This is a genomic window from Nostoc paludosum FACHB-159, assembly GCF_014698835.1.
Classification (GTDB): domain Bacteria; phylum Cyanobacteriota; class Cyanobacteriia; order Cyanobacteriales; family Nostocaceae; genus Nostoc; species Nostoc paludosum.
In genome coordinates, this window is the sequence record NZ_JACJTU010000018.1 from 80,912 (window position 1) to 98,603 (window position 17,692).

Annotated in this window: 14 protein-coding genes; 8 read left to right on the forward strand and 6 right to left on the reverse strand. The window is 40.7% G+C overall.

Features of this window, described 5'->3' with window-relative positions:
* Positions 1-9: 9 nt before the first annotated feature.
* The 3 genes from H6H03_RS19340 (at position 10) to H6H03_RS19350 (ending at position 5,270) form a co-directional block, all read left to right on the forward strand.
* Positions 10-2,217 (forward strand): CHASE2 domain-containing protein, encoded by a 2,208-nt coding sequence (locus tag H6H03_RS19340; RefSeq protein ID WP_190956714.1) that lies wholly within the window; start codon positions 10-12, stop codon positions 2,215-2,217.
* Positions 2,218-2,235: 18 nt separating this feature from the next.
* The gene (locus H6H03_RS19345) at positions 2,236-2,835 is read left to right on the forward strand and encodes a class I SAM-dependent methyltransferase (protein WP_190956715.1); all 600 of its coding nucleotides are present in this window, start codon (positions 2,236-2,238) and stop codon (positions 2,833-2,835) included.
* Between the two features lie 344 nt (positions 2,836-3,179).
* Positions 3,180-5,270, forward strand: coding sequence for a hydantoinase/oxoprolinase family protein (locus H6H03_RS19350; protein ID WP_190956716.1), 2,091 nt, complete (start codon positions 3,180-3,182; stop codon positions 5,268-5,270).
* A 5-nt stretch (positions 5,271-5,275) separates the two neighbouring features.
* On the opposite strand, the gene H6H03_RS19355 is transcribed toward H6H03_RS19350, so the two are convergent.
* Positions 5,276-5,815: a GNAT family N-acetyltransferase gene (locus tag H6H03_RS19355; RefSeq protein ID WP_242057918.1), complete on the reverse strand. Its 540-nt coding sequence runs from the start codon at positions 5,813-5,815 to the stop codon at positions 5,276-5,278.
* Between H6H03_RS19355 and H6H03_RS19360 the strand changes: the two genes are divergently transcribed.
* Positions 5,814-7,460: a hydantoinase B/oxoprolinase family protein gene (locus tag H6H03_RS19360; RefSeq protein WP_190956717.1), complete on the forward strand. Its 1,647-nt coding sequence runs from the start codon at positions 5,814-5,816 to the stop codon at positions 7,458-7,460. The genes H6H03_RS19355 and H6H03_RS19360 overlap by 2 nt on opposite strands.
* Positions 7,461-7,462: 2 nt before the next feature.
* Here the strand turns inward: H6H03_RS19360 and H6H03_RS19365 are convergent, their stop codons facing one another.
* The 3 genes from H6H03_RS19365 to H6H03_RS19375 all read right to left on the reverse strand — a co-directional run bounded on the left by H6H03_RS19365 (position 7,463) and on the right by H6H03_RS19375 (position 10,734).
* Entirely contained in the window at positions 7,463-8,167 is a 705-nt protein-coding gene (locus H6H03_RS19365) for a DevA family ABC transporter ATP-binding protein (RefSeq protein WP_190956718.1), read from the reverse strand.
* A 101-nt stretch (positions 8,168-8,268) separates the two neighbouring features.
* Positions 8,269-9,444: an ABC transporter permease DevC gene (gene devC / locus H6H03_RS19370; RefSeq protein ID WP_190956719.1), complete on the reverse strand. Its 1,176-nt coding sequence runs from the start codon at positions 9,442-9,444 to the stop codon at positions 8,269-8,271.
* A 99-nt stretch (positions 9,445-9,543) separates the two neighbouring features.
* A complete protein-coding gene (locus H6H03_RS19375) occupies positions 9,544-10,734 on the reverse strand; it encodes an ABC exporter membrane fusion protein (protein ID WP_190956720.1) in 1,191 nt (396 codons plus the stop codon).
* Between the two features lie 157 nt (positions 10,735-10,891).
* Here H6H03_RS19375 and H6H03_RS19380 point away from each other — a divergent pair, with 157 nt between their 5' ends.
* The gene (locus H6H03_RS19380) at positions 10,892-11,497 is read left to right on the forward strand and encodes a TetR/AcrR family transcriptional regulator (protein ID WP_190956721.1); all 606 of its coding nucleotides are present in this window, start codon (positions 10,892-10,894) and stop codon (positions 11,495-11,497) included.
* On the opposite strand, the gene H6H03_RS19385 is transcribed toward H6H03_RS19380, so the two are convergent.
* Positions 11,483-13,867 (reverse strand): tetratricopeptide repeat protein, encoded by a 2,385-nt coding sequence (locus H6H03_RS19385; protein ID WP_190956722.1) that lies wholly within the window; start codon positions 13,865-13,867, stop codon positions 11,483-11,485. The two genes, H6H03_RS19380 and H6H03_RS19385, sit on opposite strands and share 15 nt — an antisense overlap.
* A 178-nt stretch (positions 13,868-14,045) precedes the next feature.
* On the opposite strand from H6H03_RS19385, the gene H6H03_RS19390 reads away from it, so the two are divergent.
* Positions 14,046-14,747: a Uma2 family endonuclease gene (locus tag H6H03_RS19390; RefSeq protein WP_190956723.1), complete on the forward strand. Its 702-nt coding sequence runs from the start codon at positions 14,046-14,048 to the stop codon at positions 14,745-14,747.
* A 14-nt stretch (positions 14,748-14,761) separates the two neighbouring features.
* Here the strand turns inward: H6H03_RS19390 and H6H03_RS19395 are convergent, their stop codons facing one another.
* Complete coding sequence (locus H6H03_RS19395) at positions 14,762-15,667, reverse strand: STM4504/CBY_0614 family protein (protein WP_190956724.1); 906 nt, start codon at positions 15,665-15,667, stop codon at positions 14,762-14,764.
* 162 nt (positions 15,668-15,829) lie between these two features.
* On the opposite strand from H6H03_RS19395, the gene H6H03_RS19400 reads away from it, so the two are divergent.
* Both H6H03_RS19400 and H6H03_RS19405 read left to right on the forward strand, forming a co-directional pair.
* The gene (locus H6H03_RS19400) at positions 15,830-16,765 is read left to right on the forward strand and encodes a ferritin-like domain-containing protein (protein ID WP_190956725.1); all 936 of its coding nucleotides are present in this window, start codon (positions 15,830-15,832) and stop codon (positions 16,763-16,765) included.
* Between the two features lie 99 nt (positions 16,766-16,864).
* Positions 16,865-17,611 (forward strand): isoprenyl transferase, encoded by a 747-nt coding sequence (locus H6H03_RS19405; RefSeq protein ID WP_190956726.1) that lies wholly within the window; start codon positions 16,865-16,867, stop codon positions 17,609-17,611.
* Positions 17,612-17,692: the final 81 nt, after the last annotated feature.

Consider the following 17,692-nt stretch of genomic DNA (forward strand, 5'->3'; position numbering starts at 1 on the left):
CGCAACGTCGTGATTAGTGGACTTTTAGAAAAACTCCGTGTCCCGTTTATCAAAGATCGAAATTCGCGTAAAATTTCCTTGGGCAATAGCTGGCTGCAAGTTATTTTGGTTAGCAGTGTAGCAGTTACGGCCTCGATTTGGGGAGTTCGCGAACTCAAATGGTTGCAGCCTTGGGAATTAAGAGTATACGATCAGATGTTGCGATCGCGTCCTCCGGAAGCACCCGACCAACGGATTTTGCTGGTAACAATCACTGATGCAGATCTCCAGCAAGAAAAATGGAATCTGTCAGATAGTAAAATTAATCAACTGTTACAAAAAATCAATTCTTATCAACCGGGTATTGTTGGTTTATATCTGTTTCGACCACAAGATAAAAATTTAGCAGCAAACAAACAAAATCAAGAAAATATTATTAGTACTTGCTTGTTTAGCAGCGTCGGTAGATCTGAAATTCCACCACCGCCAAATTTTCCCATAGATAATGTTGGGTTTAGCGATGTAGTTCCCGATAATGAAAACGACCAAATCCTTCGCCGCGGCTTGTTATTCGCCCATTCTACAGACGAAAAATGTACGACATCATTTGCATTTGGGGCGCTAATTGCCATTAAGTATCTGGCAAAACAAGGCGTTGAATATGAATTCACAGATAAAGGAGATTTCCTGTTAGGTAAAACCATCTTTAGCCGTCTAAAACCTAATTCTGGCAGTTACCAACATTTGGATGCCAATGGTTATCAAATACTATTAAATTATCGTCACCCCAATTATCTCGCTAAACAAGTGACACTTACAGAAGTTCTTAGCGATCGCGTTAATCCCAGCTTATTTAAAGACCGTCTGGTAATTATTGGCACTACCTCAGCTAACTTGGTTCCAGGTAGCTTTTATACACCTTACAGCAGTTTACCAGAGCAACCAGCGAGAATGCCTGCTCTATTTATTCACGCACAAATAGCGAGTCAACTAATTGGTACAGTGTTGGATGGGCGGCCTTTAATTTGGTTTTGGCCTGACTGGGTAGAATTAATTTGGATGTGGGGCTGGGCAGTTTTAGGTAGTACTTTAGCGTGGTGGTTGCGAAATCCGTTACTTTTGTTAACCTTAGGAGGGGTAACCCTAGTTGTATTGGTGGGAACTTGCATTATTTTGTTTCTTCAAGCCGGATGGGTGCCATTAATTCCTTCTGCTTTGGCTTTAACGTTTAGTATTATCAGCGTTATAGCTTATACTAATTATGAAAATCAGCGGCAGACTCAGATAATTATTCTGCAAGTTGAAAAACAACAAGAAGCGATCGCGCAATTAAATCTACTCTTAGAAGATAAAACAGCAATTCCCGATTCGCAGCTTGATTTTCCTCCCGCCATCGATTCACCACAAACCAAATCTGGCGATTTGCTTTTGGGCGGACGTTACCAAATTTCAAAAGTCTTGGGTGCAGGTGGATTTGGGCGGACTTATTTAGCACAAGATACTCAACGGCCGGGTAATCCGACTTGTGTTGTGAAAAAATTAATGCCAGCCCGCCAAGATAGCAGATTTTTGCAAGTTGCTCGCAGATTATTTAATAGTGAAGCAGAAATTTTAGAAACTTTAGGCAAACACGAACGAATACCCGAACTACTTGCTTATTTTGAAGATAACCAAGAGTTTTATTTAATTCAAGAATATATTGAAGGACATACTTTAAGCGAAGAATTACCGCCTGTGCAAAACGTACAAAACGAATCATTTGTAGTTGGGATGCTCAAAGAAGTTTTAGAGATTCTGAGCTTTGTTCATCAACATCGAGTGATTCATCGTGACATTAAACCGACTAATATTATTAGACGTATTAAAGATAATCAATTAATATTGATTGACTTTGGGGCTGTAAAATTAATGCAGCCGCCGAGTAGCGAACAAACAGAATTAGCAACAGTAGCTATAGGAACGCGGGGTTATGCACCTCCAGAACAATTTGCTGGTCATCCCCGCTTGTGCAGTGATATTTACGCTTTAGGAATGATTGCTATTCAAGCCATAACCGGAATACCACCACAGGAACTGCATCCAGATCCAGAAACGGGTAATGTGATGTGGCGGCAAACAGCACGAGTTACTGAAGAATTAGCAGTGATTTTAGATAAAATGGTTTGCTATCATTTTAGCGATCGCTATCAATCAGCCGCCGCAGTTTTACAAGATTTAAAACGGATTTCAATTAATTGAGTTAGGTATCAGCTCGTTATGAACCCCAATGCTACAGCCGCCCGATACGATCAAATTGCCCAATGGTGGCAGATTAAGCATCAAGATTCGTTATATGGTATCGCCCAATTAGAGCGGGCTATCAAATTTACTTCTAAGCGCCACTCAGCTATTGACATAGGGTGTGGAAGTAGCGGACGTTTTATTAACATCTTATCCCAGCATGGATTTCAGGCTGAAGGACTTGATATTTCCACAGAAATGATAAATTTAGCCAAGCAACTACATCCAAATATCAAGTTTTACACCGAAGATATCTGCTGTTGGATTCCTCCAAAACTTTACAGCTTAATTACTGCTTGGGATAGCACTTTTCATTTACCGCTCAATATGCAAGAGCCTGTTATGAAAAAGCTATGCGATGCTCTTGAACCCGATGGAGTACTTCTGTTCACCTGTGGCGGCGGACATACAAAGGGCGAGATTTCAGGGTCATTTCAAGGTCAAAACTTTGACTACAGCACTTTAGGAGTAGATGCTTTTCTACAAATTCTGACTGAGCATCACTGCACATGCCGCCATCTTGAATATGACCAATATCCTGAAAATCATGTCTATATAATTGCTCAAAAGACTTAACTAATCATTGCAGTGCATCTATAAGTTGTAGGGTGCGTTACGCCGTAGGCTAACGCACCACCAGATCAAATGCTGCGTTAGGCGCTCATCTCATATTTTTCGTCGTAAGTAATCTCAAAATACGCGTCTAACGCAACGCCAGTTGCTTCTCTTCTCTACGAGAAGCTTCGCGAACAAGTCTCTTAACCCGCAAGGACGCACTGGCTCCCCTACAATAATTTTATTTTTATTTTATAAATAGCCTCTAATGTTCGACAGTTGTCTGGAAAGTTTTCTACATCCGAAGTAGAAACACCTCGCATCTTATTGTTAATCTACTTATAAGCTATTAAGGAAACAGAGCGATGTTGAAATTTTTTGCAGACAGAGGTGGTACATTTACAGATATTATTGCTGTTACTAATAACCAAGCAATTATAGAGGAACTATCACAACATCCTGAACGTTTTTTAATTGTTCCTCTGCCTAATTGCCAATGGATTATAGTTTATAAATTACTTTCAGAAAATCCCGAACAATATCAAGATGCAGCTATTCAAGGTATTCGCGATATTTTGGGGCTTTCAAGTAAAGAACCTATTCCTAGTGAAGCAATCGAAGTCATAAAAATGGGCACAACAGTAGCGACAAATGCACTGTTAGAAAGAAAAGGCGACAGAGTTGTGCTTGTAATTACCAAGGGTTTTAAAGATGCGCTACGAATTGGCTACCAAAACCGTCCCAACATTTTTGCTCGTCATATTGTTCTACCAACGATGCTGTATGAACAGGTAATAGAAGTAGATGAACGGTATGATGCCAAAGGAAATGAATTAATTGCTGTAAATATCGAACAAGTCAAACAAGATTTACAAGCAGTTTATCATACAGGAATTCGTAGTTGTGCTATTGTTTTTATGCACAGCGATCGCTATCCCGAACACGAAAAACAAGTAGCGACAATTGCCCAAGAAATCGGCTTTACTCAAATATCTGTATCTCATCAAGTTAGTCCGTTAATGAAACTAGTTAGCCGAGGAGATACAACAGTAGTCGATGCTTATTTAACTCCTATTTTACGTCGCTACGTCAACCAAGTAGCCAGCCAGTTACCCCAAGTAAAATTAATGTTTATGAAATCTGACGGCGGTTTAGTTGCAGCCGAACAATTTCAAGGAAAAGATAGTATTTTAAGCGGCCCAGCCGGGGGTATTGTTGGCGCAGTCCAAACTAGTAAAAGGGCAGGTTTCGAGTTAGTAATTACCTTTGATATGGGAGGAACAAGTACAGATGTTGCCCATTTTAAAGGAGAGTACGAACGACAATTAGAATCAGAAATTGCTGGCGCACGAATGCGAGTTCCGGTATTAGCAATTAATACGATTGCCGCTGGCGGTGGTTCAATTTTATTTTTTGATGGTTCTAGTTATCGTGTCGGCCCTAAATCTGCTGGTTCAATTCCTGGGCCTGCTTGTTATCGTCGCGGTGGGCCATTAACGGTTACTGATGCGAATGTAATGTTAGGCAAAATTCACCCACAATATTTTCCTTCAGTCTTTGGAATTGATGGTAATTTACCTTTAGATAAAGATGTTGTAATTCAAAAATTTGCACAATTAGCCCAAGAGATTGCAACTGCTACAGGAAATCATTGTATACCAGAACAAGTAGCGGCTGGATTTATGGCGATCGCAGTGGAAAATATGGCAAACGCAATTAAAAAAATCAGTCTGCAACGGGGTTACGATGTCACACAATATGTGCTGTGTTGTTTTGGCGGTGCAGGCGGACAAGTTGCTTGTTTAATTGCTGATACTTTGGGAATGAAAAAGATATTTTTACATCCATATGCTGGAGTTCTCTCTGCTTATGGAATGGGATTAGCTGATGTGCGGGCAATTAGAGAATCAGGAGTTGAACAACCTTTAACTCCAGCATTAATCCCTCAATTACAACATTTAATAGAATATTTAGAGACTCAAGCTAGAAGCGAAATTAAGGAAGCACGCAGCAAAGTAGAAGTAATCCAAAAAGCTAACTTAAAATATCAAGGCACTAACTCTATCTTAACAGTGGATTTTACTGAGGAAGTGGCAATGATGCAACAAGAATTTGAAACTGAACATAAATCTCGTTATGGTTTCATTCAATCAGAAAAAAGCTTAATTGTCGAATCTGTCTCAGTAGAAGTCATTCAAAAAATGGATACGCCAGAAGAACCATTAGTTACTCGTACACGTTCTATAAATGAAGCGCCAAAATCTGTTGAGATAGTTCAGATGTTTACTGCTAATAAATGGCACGACACACCTGTTTATCGACGCGAAGATTTACAACCAGAAGATAGGATTATTGGAACTGCAATTATTGTCGAAAAAATTAGCACAATTGTAGTTGAACCTAATTGGCAAGCAATATTAACCGAATATAATCATCTAATTTTACAGCGTCTATAAACTGCTTATACAGTAAGTATTTGTGGTGTCCAGGTTAAAAAACAGCGATTACCTTTCTGCTCCGTAACTTTTGCACCTAGCCTATTATAAAAACTAAGTCCGCGACTGTTGCGAACATCAGCATTCCAAGCAAGATGGGTACAGTCATTGTCCTTTGCTACTTGAGCTAAATAACTCATTAGCGCGGCTCCTGCTCCCTGACTTCTCATATCTTCGTCCACATACAAATCATCAAGCCAGATACTCGGTTGCCCTACAAAAGATGAATATCTAAATCCATATAAAGCAAACCCAACCACACACTCTGAGGTTTCTGCAAATAAAACGTAAGAAAAAGGTACTGTTCCAAAAATTGTTTTACGTATTTTCTCCTCAGTAACTTGAAGTACACCAGAATAAGCACCAATGTTTCTATCAAATTCAGACTTTTTTTGGATAAAGGAAAAAATTAGTAATATGTCATCAGGTGTAGCAGGCCGAATCTTCATTAAACTACTTTTAATCGCTTTAGTAGATAATTTTAGCAAAGAATAGGAATCAAACATGTACACAACAACGCAACCAGATCCCGTTCGCTTAGAAATCTTCAAAAACCTCTATCAATTTATCGCCGAACAAATGGGAATTGTTCTTCAAAACACGGCAACATCTGTGAATATCAAAGAAAGGCTAGATTTTTCCTGCGCTATCTTTGAATCTTCTGGATTATTAGTAGCAAATGCTCCCCATATTCCCGTACATTTAGGCTCAATGAGTGAAAGCGTCCGCAGTTTAATTAATGATAAAGGTGACACCATAAAACCAGGAAATGTCTATTTATCTAATAACCCATATAACGGCGGTACACATCTGCCTGATGTAACTGCAATTACCCCTGTATTTTTGGAAAGTGGGCAGTGGGGAGATGAGGAAGACGCGGGGACACGGGGACGCGGGGACGCGGGGAATAAACTAATGCCCAATGCCCCATGCCCAATGCCCATCTTTTTTGTTGCTTCTCGCGGACACCAAGCCGATATCGGCGGAATTACCCCCGGTTCTATGCCTCCCCACAGTACCACAGTAGAAGAAGAAGGAATTCTTTTTGATAATTTTCTCTTAGTTGAAGAGGGGAATTTTCGAGAAACCGCAGTCAGAGAACACCTTGCAAATCATACTTATCCTGCTAGGAACCCTGATCAAAATCTAGCTGATTTCAAAGCTCAAATTGCCGCTAATGAAAGGGGAGTTCAAGAACTCCGTAAAATGGTTTCGCAATACGGACTTGATACTGTTCGAGCCTATATGAAATTCGTCCAAGCTAATGCTGAGGAGTCTGTAAGAAGGGCGATCGCTGTTCTCAAGGATGGTTCATTTGTTTATAAAATGGATAATGGTGCACAAATTCAAGTAAAAGTAACAATTCACCCAGAAAATCGCAGCGCTACCATTGATTTTACTGGAACTTCTCGGCAATTAAATAGTAATTTCAATGCTCCCAAAGCTGTAACTCAAGCAGCAGTTTTATATGTATTTCGCACTTTAGTTGATGATAATATTCCTCTCAATGCCGGGTGTCTTAATCCTCTAAAAATTATTATCCCGGTGGGTTGTATGCTGAATCCAACTTATCCAGCAGCAGTAGTAGCAGGTAATGTAGAAACTTCTCAAACTATTGTTGATGCTTTATATGGTGCTTTGGGTGTGATGGCTGCTTCTCAAGGAACGATGAACAATTTTACTTTTGGTAATGAGCAATATCAATATTATGAAACTATTTGCGGCGGTTCTGGAGCGGGAATTAATTTTAATGGAACTGATGGTGTTCATTCCCACATGACTAACTCGCGTTTGACCGATCCAGAAGTTTTAGAAACGCGTTATCCTGTACTTTTAGAAAGCTTTAGTCTGCGTGCTGATAGTGGTGGAAAAGGAAAATATTCTGGGGGTAATGGAGTTGTTCGTCGCATCCGGTTTTTGGAACCGATGACGGCGAATATTCTTTCTGGACATCGACAAATTCCGACCTTTGGGTTAAATGGTGGGGAAGCGGGAAAAGTTGGGCGTAATTGGATACGGCGTCAAAATGGAAGTGAAGAAAGTTTAGATAGTACTGCAACGGTGGAGATGAATGTTGGAGATGTTTTTGTGATAGAAACTCCTGGGGGAGGGGGATTTGGTCACGCAAAGGCGCAAAGGCGCAAAGAATAATATTAAGCGGTTGCGCTTAAAACTGCGTTGTTGGTTAATTTGCCATCTTCCATTTCCACGATGCGATCGGCAACATCTAAAATACGATTGTCGTGGGTGACAAGTAGAATGGTGCAGCCTTGTTCTTTGGCTAATGTCTGCATTAGAGTGACTACATCTCGACCGGATTTGCTATCTAAGGCTGCGGTTGGTTCGTCAGCTAAGACGATTTTAGGATGGTTGACTAAGGCACGAGCGATCGCAACTCTTTGCTTTTGTCCTCCAGACAAGTCATCAGGATAATAGTTGAGACGATTCCCTAAACCAACGTGTTCTAACATTTGAGCAGAACGCTGTTGCATCTGTTTTAATGATAAATGGTTATGCAGTTCTAAGCCCATCTTGACATTTTGTAAAGCAGTTAAACTGTTATGTAAATTGTGTGCTTGAAAGATATAGCCATTGTTTCGTCGTGCTAAGGTCAATTCTCCTGCACTTGCACCACACAGTTCTCTTTCTAGGACTTTCAAACTACCAGATTGAGCAGAACGCAATCCACCAATCAAAGTCAATAAGGTTGTTTTACCAGAACCAGAAGGGCCAGTCATGATGACAATTTCACCAGAATTGATTTCTAGATTAATGTCAAATAAAACTTGTTTCTTTAATTGCCCTTGCCCAAAGTAATGATTAAGATTATTGATGGAAATGACTGGTTTATTTTTCATAAAAATATCCTTTATACTTTTTAATTGACCAATGCCCAATACTTCTCTACGAGAGGCTGCGCCAACGGCTTAGCTCAGTACAAGTGCCCTATGCGCCAATTTCAAAACATATCAGCCGGGTCAGCAGATTGAAGCCTACGAGTAGCGATCGCTCCAGAAATTCCGCACATAATAATGGTTAAAATTAGAACCAACATTGCTCGTGCTGATGTCATTAAAATAGGTAGTGCAGTTGCTTTTGCTGCCAAATTATAAAGTCCAATTGGTAAAATGAAACCAGGAATAAAACCAAAAAAGGCCAAAATTATTGCTTCTTCAAAGACTACTGTAAGTAAGTATTGGTTACGGTATCCCATTGCTTTAAATGTCGCATATTCTTTAAGATGGCTGTTGACATCAGTTGAAAGTACCTGATAAACAATGACAACACCCACTACAAATGCCATCGCTGTTCCTAATCCAAAAATGAATCCAATCGGGCTTTCTTTTTGCCAGTAACTCTGCTCAAATTCGATGTATTCTTCTTTAGTTAAAACTCTCACATCATTGGGCAGACGAGAGTCTAATACAGTAGCAACTTGCTTTGGATCGTAACCTGATTGGAGTTTAATTAATCCCAGGTTGATGCTAGCAGCTTCTCGTCGAGGAAAGAAATGTAAGAAAGTTTGATCGCTACCAATTAAAATTCCATCTGCACCAAAGGATGCTCCTAATGTAAATAAACCAGCGATCGTAACAGTACGGCGCTCAATTTCAGTAGTAACAATTTTTCCTTGCTCAACTTGAGCGATCGCATCTTTATAACTTCCTCTAGAATTGCGATCGAATAATATCCAATCTGGTAACTTGATTTTATTCAATTGCTGATTCACTTCTGGCAAATTTAAAGCTGGTTGTTCCGGCTCAAATCCAATCACTTGCATAGATGTTTCTTTGCGAGTTTCAGGATGTTTCCAAGTAATAGTATTGGAATAAAACGCTTGTGCTGATTTGACTCCCGGAATATCCTTGGCTTGATACAAACGTCGCCGTGAGAACGTACCTAAATTCTGTGTGTTCCGCGCTTGGGGACTGACTAACACAATATCTGCATTCAGAGTGCGGCTCAATTTTGTGTTGCTGTCATACAAAGCACTTTGAAAGCCAAGCTGCATGAACATCAACACATCAGCAAAAGCAATCCCTGATAATGCTACTAAAAGACGACCTTTTTCTTTACTCAGTTGCAGCCATCCGAGTGGTGTTCGCCGTTGAACTTGCTGAATAAATCCAATCATAATAATTTGTAATTCGTAATTCGTAATTCGTAATTAGGCATTGCTGAATTTATGAAATTAAAAAATCAACTCTTCGTCTCTGCGTGTGATAAAAACCTATCATTTTTCAATTTCTGCCGTAATTTGCAAATTAGTAAACTTAGCAGCTTTTTTACTCGATGCAGCATCTAAAGCCACATGCACCTCAACCACTCTGGCATCAATATTAGTACTAGGATCGGTATTAACAATAGTTTGCCGTTTCACTTGAGAACCAATACGTTCAACTTTTCCCAGCAGTTCCCCAGGAATCGAATCGCTAGTGACTCGCACCGTTTGTCCAACTTTCACATCACTGATGTCGCTTTGGTAAACCTCAGCAACTGCATACATGCGTTGAGTCTGCCCAATCTCCACAATGCCATCATTGCCTACGACTTCTCCGGCGCGAGTATGAATCTCTAGAATTTCACCATCAATCGGCGATCGCACAGAGGCTTGATTCAGTTCTGCCTGAGCTTGTTTCATAGCTGCAATGGCGCGATCGACTTCTACTTGGTTCTGTTTGACATCCACTGGCCGCACCTCTGCAATCCGATCCAAATTGGCTCTGGCTTGATTGAGTTGCGCTGGACTGGTAGATTGAATCCTTGCCAACACTGCTTTTGCTTCTTGTAAACTCTTCTGGGCAGTTTCTAACGTTAACTGTCTGCTGTCTCTATCGGCGGCGGAGATTGCACCCTCTTGATACAACGACTGATAGCGGTTGTATTGTGTCTGTGCGTTCGTCAATTCTGATGTTAACCGAGCCACCGTTGCCAGTTGAGCATCAATGTCTCCTTGTCGTTGCGCTTGCAAACGAGCAATTTCGGCACGTTGAGCATTAATTTCTCCGGTTTTAGCTCCGGCTTTGGTGATGGCAAGTTTCGCTTGGGCAACTTTCACATCTTCCTGCGCTTGCTGATATGCTGCTAAAAGACGATCGCGGTTATCCAAAATTGCAATGGCTTGCCCTGCCTTGACGCGATCGCCTTCCTTCACTAACAATTGTTCCACTCGATTGCCGTTATTGGCGGTGGGAGCTGACAAGTTAACCGTTTCTCCCTGAGGTTCCAATCGCCCCAGCGCTGTCACTGTAGTGATTTCAGGTGAAGAAACCGCTGGGCTGGGATTTTGTACCTGTTGATTTGATGGCGATCGCGAGAGTACATAAGCAGAGGTTCCACCCACAATAATCAACGCGCTAGCAGCAATCCCAAACCATTGACGAGATTTAGCAGAGTTAGCGCTAACTGGTAAGTTTTGCAGCATGAGCAAGCTCCTAGTTACATCTGACAGCTATACAAAACTGTTTCGTTTCGTGTACAGCTTTTAAGATAAACGAAACGGTTTCGTCTTGTCAAGGTGTATGCTGGAAATAAGGTGAATTAGGTGAATGAGTTCCCTCCTTTGTTTGTAAAATCGAGACATGAGCAAATCTAAGAGTATTGAGCGCGATTTATCTCCCGAAAAGACTGAGATGATCCTGGGTGGAGCAATGCAGGAGTTTCTCGAAAACGGCTATGCGGCAGCCAGAATGGATAAAATTGCAGTGGCGGCGGGTGTTTCTAAAGCAACGATATACAGGCGTTATCCCGATAAGGAAAGCTTGTTTATAGCATTGATGCAGCAATTAGCTTGCAAAAAAGAATTTTTTAATTCAGAACAACTCCAATCTGCTCAGGGCGATCCGGCTTCTTTTTTGAGATCCTTTGCAAATAGGATGCTTGACAATGTTGCAGACGATCCACAAGCTCTGACATTCTTGAGGATTATTATTGGTGAGTCAGGAAGGTTTCCAGGATTAGCGCGAGCATTTGTCAAGAACATTGAAAAACCGATGCTGGAATCTCTGACGCAATACTTAGCTTCTCACTCGAAACTAGAACTTCCCGATGCGGAAGTTGCAGCACGAGCCTTTGTTGGGACACTCGTTCATTTCGTCATCCTGCGAGATATCATGCAAAGTGGCGATTTAGTGCCGATGGAACGCGATCGCCTCATTGAGAATTTAGTCAAATTAATTATTAAATGAGAATTCACAATTCTGTATTCTTTCGACTTGCTTTGGAGCTTTTATTTCAGTAAATAACTCAATTGCTTGATGAAAATTTATTTGACTTTCATCAGGCTTTGAAATTTTTTGATAAGTTAAACCCAATTGAAAATAAGCTTCAGCTAAGTCACATTTTGCACCGATTTTTTCCAAAAGTTCGATTGCTTCTGTATGATTAGCAAGAGCTAAATCAAAATCAGCTTGGTGTCGATAGATTTCTGCTAAACTGTTGAGTGTCTTAGCTTTTACTTGCATATAGTGACTTTCTTCTGCAAAAGTCAAAGCTTGGTTAAACATTTGATTTGCTTGGTCAAATTTTCCTAAATTTACGTATGTTTGACCTAAAATTTGGATGAAATAAGCAAATCTGCCAGTTTGTTCTAGCTGTTTGGGATTCGTAATATTTTGATAAGCTACATCTGCTAATTGATAGGAAGCATCGCACAAACCTAAATAAGAATATACTAAAGCTAAACATACTGAAGCTTTTTCTGCCCAGCGATGATGCTTGGTATTTTGAGCGAGGTAAATTACTTGTTGAAATAACTTTGCAGCTATTTCTAGTTCCCACAAATCTATTTGATAAAGACCAATGCTTAATAAAGAATCTACCTCAAGCATCCTCAGATAGTAAACTGTATGTTTATTTTCTGGCTGAGGTACAAGGGATTTGAGTGCTTGCGTTGCGAGATTAATAGTCTTTTCTTGGCAGGCGATCGCTTGACTAATTTTACCTGTTATCCAGTACAAATCGCCCAATATATTGTAAAGTTCGCTGAGATTTTGGTGGTTATCCAGATTGCTAACAATTTGATTAATTGCTGTAAGTATAGGCTGAATTAATCCCATGCGATACAGCGTACTACCAAGAGGTAAAAACTGCTGCCATTGATTATTTCGGCTTTTGAGAATCACTTTACCTGCTAATTGAAATTCCTGAATTTCGATGTAGTGATAATATGCTTCTAAAGCTTGCAAAGCATCTTTAAAACTCTCAATTTTTGTAACACTAGTCGTCCAAAATTCTGCGGCTTTGTGGTTAGTAATTTCCCATTCATCGCTGGAGCGTAAACGGGCGATCGCTTCTTGGCGAATTACTGGATGCAACCAATATTTACCTTTATCGCACTCTATCAAAGACCGATTTCTTAAGGAAGTAATAATTTGACGATGTTCGTCAGGTGGAACATCCCAAAGCAAACAAAACAACCCTTGAGATGAGATAGTTGGTATATCTTGATAACGATAACATCCCAAACGGCAAAGCAAGCGATAGGCTTGGGCGTCGAGATTTTGTAAACGATTAATTTGACTAACCGCTAAATTTTTTAAATCCGTTGCGGCTAGAGGATCGGCTTGATTTTCTTGCCAATAAACAGCCATATCACCATCGAAATCCTCTTGAATCGAACCACAGAGAATTCCCATCGCTTTAGCATTACCGTTATATGTGCGATGCATGATTTCTAAAGTTGGCAAGTCGATGGCTAATCCCCGGTTGCTAAAAAACTGTTGCCATGCGCTTTTATCCAAACCAGGAAGCCTATAATGATTTACATTTAGCCCAGGTTCGCAAAGGCGATCGCGGCTAGTAATTAGAGTCACAGATTGCACTCTAGCATCAGCCAAAACCCGTAATAGCTCTACATAGTTGCGGTGCGAAGCAATCAACCCACCTTGTTTATCTAATGCAGGTTCGAGATTATCAATTAACACACCAATGCGCCGATTGTGGAGTTGGCGCTTGAGTCGTGCCAAAGTTACGCCAAATTCTACCCCAGGTTCTTCATTAAAATCTTGTTTGAGCCATTCCTCTACAACTCGTTCGGCGGGAGTGATGTTTTGGGTTTCCTTCGCCATCAGCAGTTCCAAAACCAACTCAAAATCCTGAGTTTGGAGATATTGCTGCGCTAGAGTAGTTTTGCCCAAACCGCCTTCGCCTTGAATCACAATCACTTTCGAGCCTTGATTGACTAAAGAATTCAGGTGAGCGATCGCTTCTGTTCGTCCAATAAAATTGCTATCCTCTAATTTTGGGGCGGCGTGTGACGTTCTGGAGTAATCAATCAGGCTGGATATCGTATTGCTTTTTCTCAGAACCCGTTCCAAAGTAGCGCGACAATTACTTTTAGTAATCTTCTGGCGCAGTACCTTAGAAAGTAACTTCCATAAGTGAGAACCAGCATCCTTAGCGTGTCCTTCCGTACAACCGTAAGCACGAGCGATATCCAAGTATTTCCTACCCAACCAAACTTGCCCAAGAATAACTTTTTGCAAATCGCTCAACCGTTCCCCGGTTTGAGCAGGAACTATGGTGTCTAACCATGCTAATGCTGCTTGGGCGTCCATTTGTAACAACTAGGATAGTTCAGACTTTTATAGACAACTATAAATCAGTCTACAGTTATGCTTTTCAAATTTTCGGATAAGATTTTGTAAATCCGACTTTTTTCCCGACTTTTCCGGCCTTGATTCAACAGCGAAATAAAATAAAACTTATTAGGTCACTCCACCACCATCATTACTTATGGTGAAATCCGATCCCCGTCAATCTTTGCCTAGCAGTGCTGAACTTCCTTGTTCAGACGATACGCCTGTGGATAACGAAGACCAAAATTTTATTCCCAATTTACTTCTCTTCTTGCTGCAATATATTTGGGCAGACCGTAATGATTGGTTTTTCAGCGTGGATATGGGTGTTTACCATACCACAGGTGTTAGTCCACTTGTGCCCATTGTCCCAGACGGATTTTTAAGCTTGGGTGTAGAACGGCGCAAGGCAGGTAAATCTCGTAAAAGTTATGTTCTTTGGGAAGAAAACGAAATTCCACCCATTCTTGCTTTAGAAATTGTTTCTTTAACTCCAGGTGGAGAATATGACAAGAAATTAGATATTTATGCCAAGTTAGGTGTACTGTACTACGTTATTTATAATCCAGAGTATTGGCAACGCGATCGTCACCAACCTTTTGAAGTTTATCGCTTAGTAGATGGTAGCTATCAATTGCAAATTGGCGAACCTTTTTGGATGCCAGAAATTGGTCTAGGAATTGGTAGAGGACAATACGTATCTGGTAATATCCCGCGTCAGGTTTTGTATTGGTATGACCGACAAGGCGATCGCTATCAAACTCCAGAAGAAATCGAACAGCAAACTCGCCAACAGCTTGAATTAGTGCAAAAACAACTTGAGCAATACCGTAAGCGCTTTGGGGATTTACCAGAATAAAGTCAAGATTGATCTTAAGGTAGTGCCTTCTTTGCTTCTAGCAAAAATAGAATTGTACTTGCCGTTATATGAAGCTGGTAAGCAGCAAAGTGTTGTGGAACAGTAAGCGGCTGAGAACCTTGACCATGACCTGCATTTTTATTTCTTAGAGTAGGAATTCCACTTTCCAGATTTGATCTAAGTGAGGTAAATTGAGTCTGTAAGTAAGCTGGAATCAGATTATTTTGAAAACAAATATCAATAAGTTTTTTTGCCGTATCTGTGGGTTGATAGCTCCAGCCTTGAATATCACAAATAGTTTTCATAGTACTCTCGAAAGCTTTGAGGCATTCGACAAGGCATTCCTTGTATCGTCCATGCCGATAATGTTCGTGTGCTTTCAAAAATTCCTCATTTGCTCCTTGAAATCGTGTATCACTTAGCAAAAGCAAAACTGGCTTAACTGCCTCAGCGTGGATTATCTGAGAATCAACTCTGATAATTTTACCTGACTCATACTGATAGCCAACCCCGTGTTCTCGAAACCTTAGGTTTAATTCTCCAATTGCTTCATCAGCTGTAATTTTTGAATTTTTAAGAAATTCAGTTCTATTTCTATATGTATAGTCAATGAATTTAAAGGTTAACTCTATGAAATCAAGAACATGTTCTGTTTGCTCGGTATTAAACATGAAAAGATTAATTATATCTTTGCCTACAATTGATTGTTGTAACTTACCGTATTCACGATATAGTCTGTTATAAATATCGTTGAAAGCCCTAAGAAGGTTTAAATCTAAAGGTTCAGCTATAAAAACATCATTAATAATGTAAACAATCTGTACGCGAAGTGGTTGAGGAATGTCAACATACTGATAAACATCAGGGAATTCTCCCATAAGTCTTTTTTGACGCTTTGAGTATATATCGTAGACCTTCATACTTAATAAACCTCTAGACAATACATATATACTACATTAAAGACTTTTTCCCCGACTCTTGCAACTGCATAGGATAAAACTGCCTACTTTCGCCGACTGACAAAACAAAGTGCGATCGCTTAGGCTATTGGGCAAAGAGATAAAAAGCAAAGTATAAAAATTATGCTTCACACCCTCAGCCCCATTGTAGAAGACTCAGCACCTCAAAGCTTTCATAGTCCTCACTATTTCCAAACACAGCAGCGCATTCGTTCCCTGGTAGATAGATATGTTGCAGCTGAAAAACTACACGAACGTCTGCAAGATTTACCGATACAGTTTCAAAATCCCCAAGCGCGTCCTTGGAAACTCATCGACTGGCAAACAATTAACCGCAATCAAATTATTGGCATAGAACCAGAAGTATTTTTATCAATCTTGATAGGTGCAATGGATACAGAAGCACCAATTCGCGGCTATACCCAAACCAGCCGCCAATATTTGGAAAAATTGCATCCTCAGATGGCGCGGTTTGTTGGTGGAATCAGCGAAGACGACAACCTTTTAGAGCTTGGTTTATGGGAAAAAGAAGAACGTCAGCATACACCAGCATTAATTAAGGTTTACACCCAACTCACAGGCGAGAAAATTACCGCCAAACATCGCACAGTTCGAGGCTACCTCCCCACAGAAGACCCTTACGAAGATTTATATCGCCACGGCTTACACCGCATTGCTACAGAATACGGTGCAACCTGCCTTTACCTTTGGCTAATGGCTCACACGACAGGCGCACTCTACGACGTACTCGAAGAACTAGCACAAGACGAAATCAACCACATGACCAAATTCTGGGGCTTTGGAGTTTGGGCTTTCCCAGATACAGGACTAATCCGAATTGGGCGCACCCTCATCAAAACCCGTTCTCAAAACTACCAACGTAACAACCTCATACGTACCCTCTGCCGTATGATGGCCACCCTCAACTGGAACGCCTGGTCATTAACCAACAAAACCACCCTCCTCTTCACCTTCACCTACACAATGTATCGCTTGTGGACTTGGAACAACACCCTCACACCAAAATACCTACAAACCTTATTTGAAACTCCTCAATAAACCAATCATTCAGACGCGATGAATCGCGTCTCTACATGAACTTTGCACCTTTGCGCCTTTGCCTGAACTTTTCATTATTTTCCTCAACACCAAAAACCCATGACTTCATTACCCACCGACTTAAACCCCCAACACCTACCCCAACACATCGCCGTCATCATGGATGGTAACGGCCGATGGGCAACCAAGCGAGGATTACCCCGCATCGCCGGACATCGCCAAGGAGCAAAAACCCTCAAAGAACTATTACGTTGCTGCAAACATTGGGGAATCAGAGCATTAACAGCCTACGCTTTCTCAACAGAAAATTGGCAGCGTCCCGTTGAAGAAGTAAATTTTTTGATGCTTTTGTTTGAGCGATTACTGCACCGCGAATTAGCACAGATGCATCAAGAAGGAGTGCGAATTTCATTTATTGGAGATTTATCGGTTCTACCTAAATCTCTACAAACGCAAATGCAACGTTCAATGACAGAAACGTTAAACAATCAAGCAATACACTTTACCGTTGCAGTCAACTACGGTAGCCGCAACGAAATTACAAAAGTCTGTCGTCAAGTAGCCGAACTAGTAGAACAAGGCGAACTCAGCGCAGAACAAGTGAATGAAAGCCTTATCGAGAAACACCTCTATACCGCAGATACCCCCGAACCAGATTTGCTGATTCGTACTAGCGGTGAAATGCGCTTGAGTAACTTTTTGTTGTGGCAAATGGCCTATACAGAAATGTATTTTACTGATATTCTTTGGCCAGACTTTGACACAGAAGCATTTCATCAGGCCTTGTTGAGTTACCAAAAACGCGATCGCCGTTTTGGTCAAGTTAAAACTTCAATCTCAGCTTAGTACACACAAGTTCTCCTCACGCTTCCCCGCAAGGGGACTAAAACTTTTGACAATAACTTATTATTCATGAGTAATTTTTCT

Coding starts and splice junctions, on each gene's coding strand:
- H6H03_RS19345 (WP_190956715.1), top strand. CDS start 2,236: ATGAACCCCAATGCTACAGCCGCCCGATACGATCAAATTGCCCAATGG.
- H6H03_RS19350 (WP_190956716.1), top strand. CDS start 3,180: ATGTTGAAATTTTTTGCAGACAGAGGTGGTACATTTACAGATATTATT.
- H6H03_RS19360 (WP_190956717.1), top strand. CDS start 5,814: ATGTACACAACAACGCAACCAGATCCCGTTCGCTTAGAAATCTTCAAA.
- H6H03_RS19355 (WP_242057918.1), bottom strand. CDS start 5,815: ATGTTTGATTCCTATTCTTTGCTAAAATTATCTACTAAAGCGATTAAA.
- H6H03_RS19365 (WP_190956718.1), bottom strand. CDS start 8,167: ATGAAAAATAAACCAGTCATTTCCATCAATAATCTTAATCATTACTTT.
- devC (WP_190956719.1), bottom strand. CDS start 9,444: ATGATTGGATTTATTCAGCAAGTTCAACGGCGAACACCACTCGGATGG.
- H6H03_RS19375 (WP_190956720.1), bottom strand. CDS start 10,734: ATGCTGCAAAACTTACCAGTTAGCGCTAACTCTGCTAAATCTCGTCAA.
- H6H03_RS19380 (WP_190956721.1), top strand. CDS start 10,892: ATGAGCAAATCTAAGAGTATTGAGCGCGATTTATCTCCCGAAAAGACT.
- H6H03_RS19385 (WP_190956722.1), bottom strand. CDS start 13,867: ATGGACGCCCAAGCAGCATTAGCATGGTTAGACACCATAGTTCCTGCT.
- H6H03_RS19390 (WP_190956723.1), top strand. CDS start 14,046: ATGGTGAAATCCGATCCCCGTCAATCTTTGCCTAGCAGTGCTGAACTT.
- H6H03_RS19395 (WP_190956724.1), bottom strand. CDS start 15,667: ATGAAGGTCTACGATATATACTCAAAGCGTCAAAAAAGACTTATGGGA.
- H6H03_RS19400 (WP_190956725.1), top strand. CDS start 15,830: ATGCTTCACACCCTCAGCCCCATTGTAGAAGACTCAGCACCTCAAAGC.
- H6H03_RS19405 (WP_190956726.1), top strand. CDS start 16,865: ATGACTTCATTACCCACCGACTTAAACCCCCAACACCTACCCCAACAC.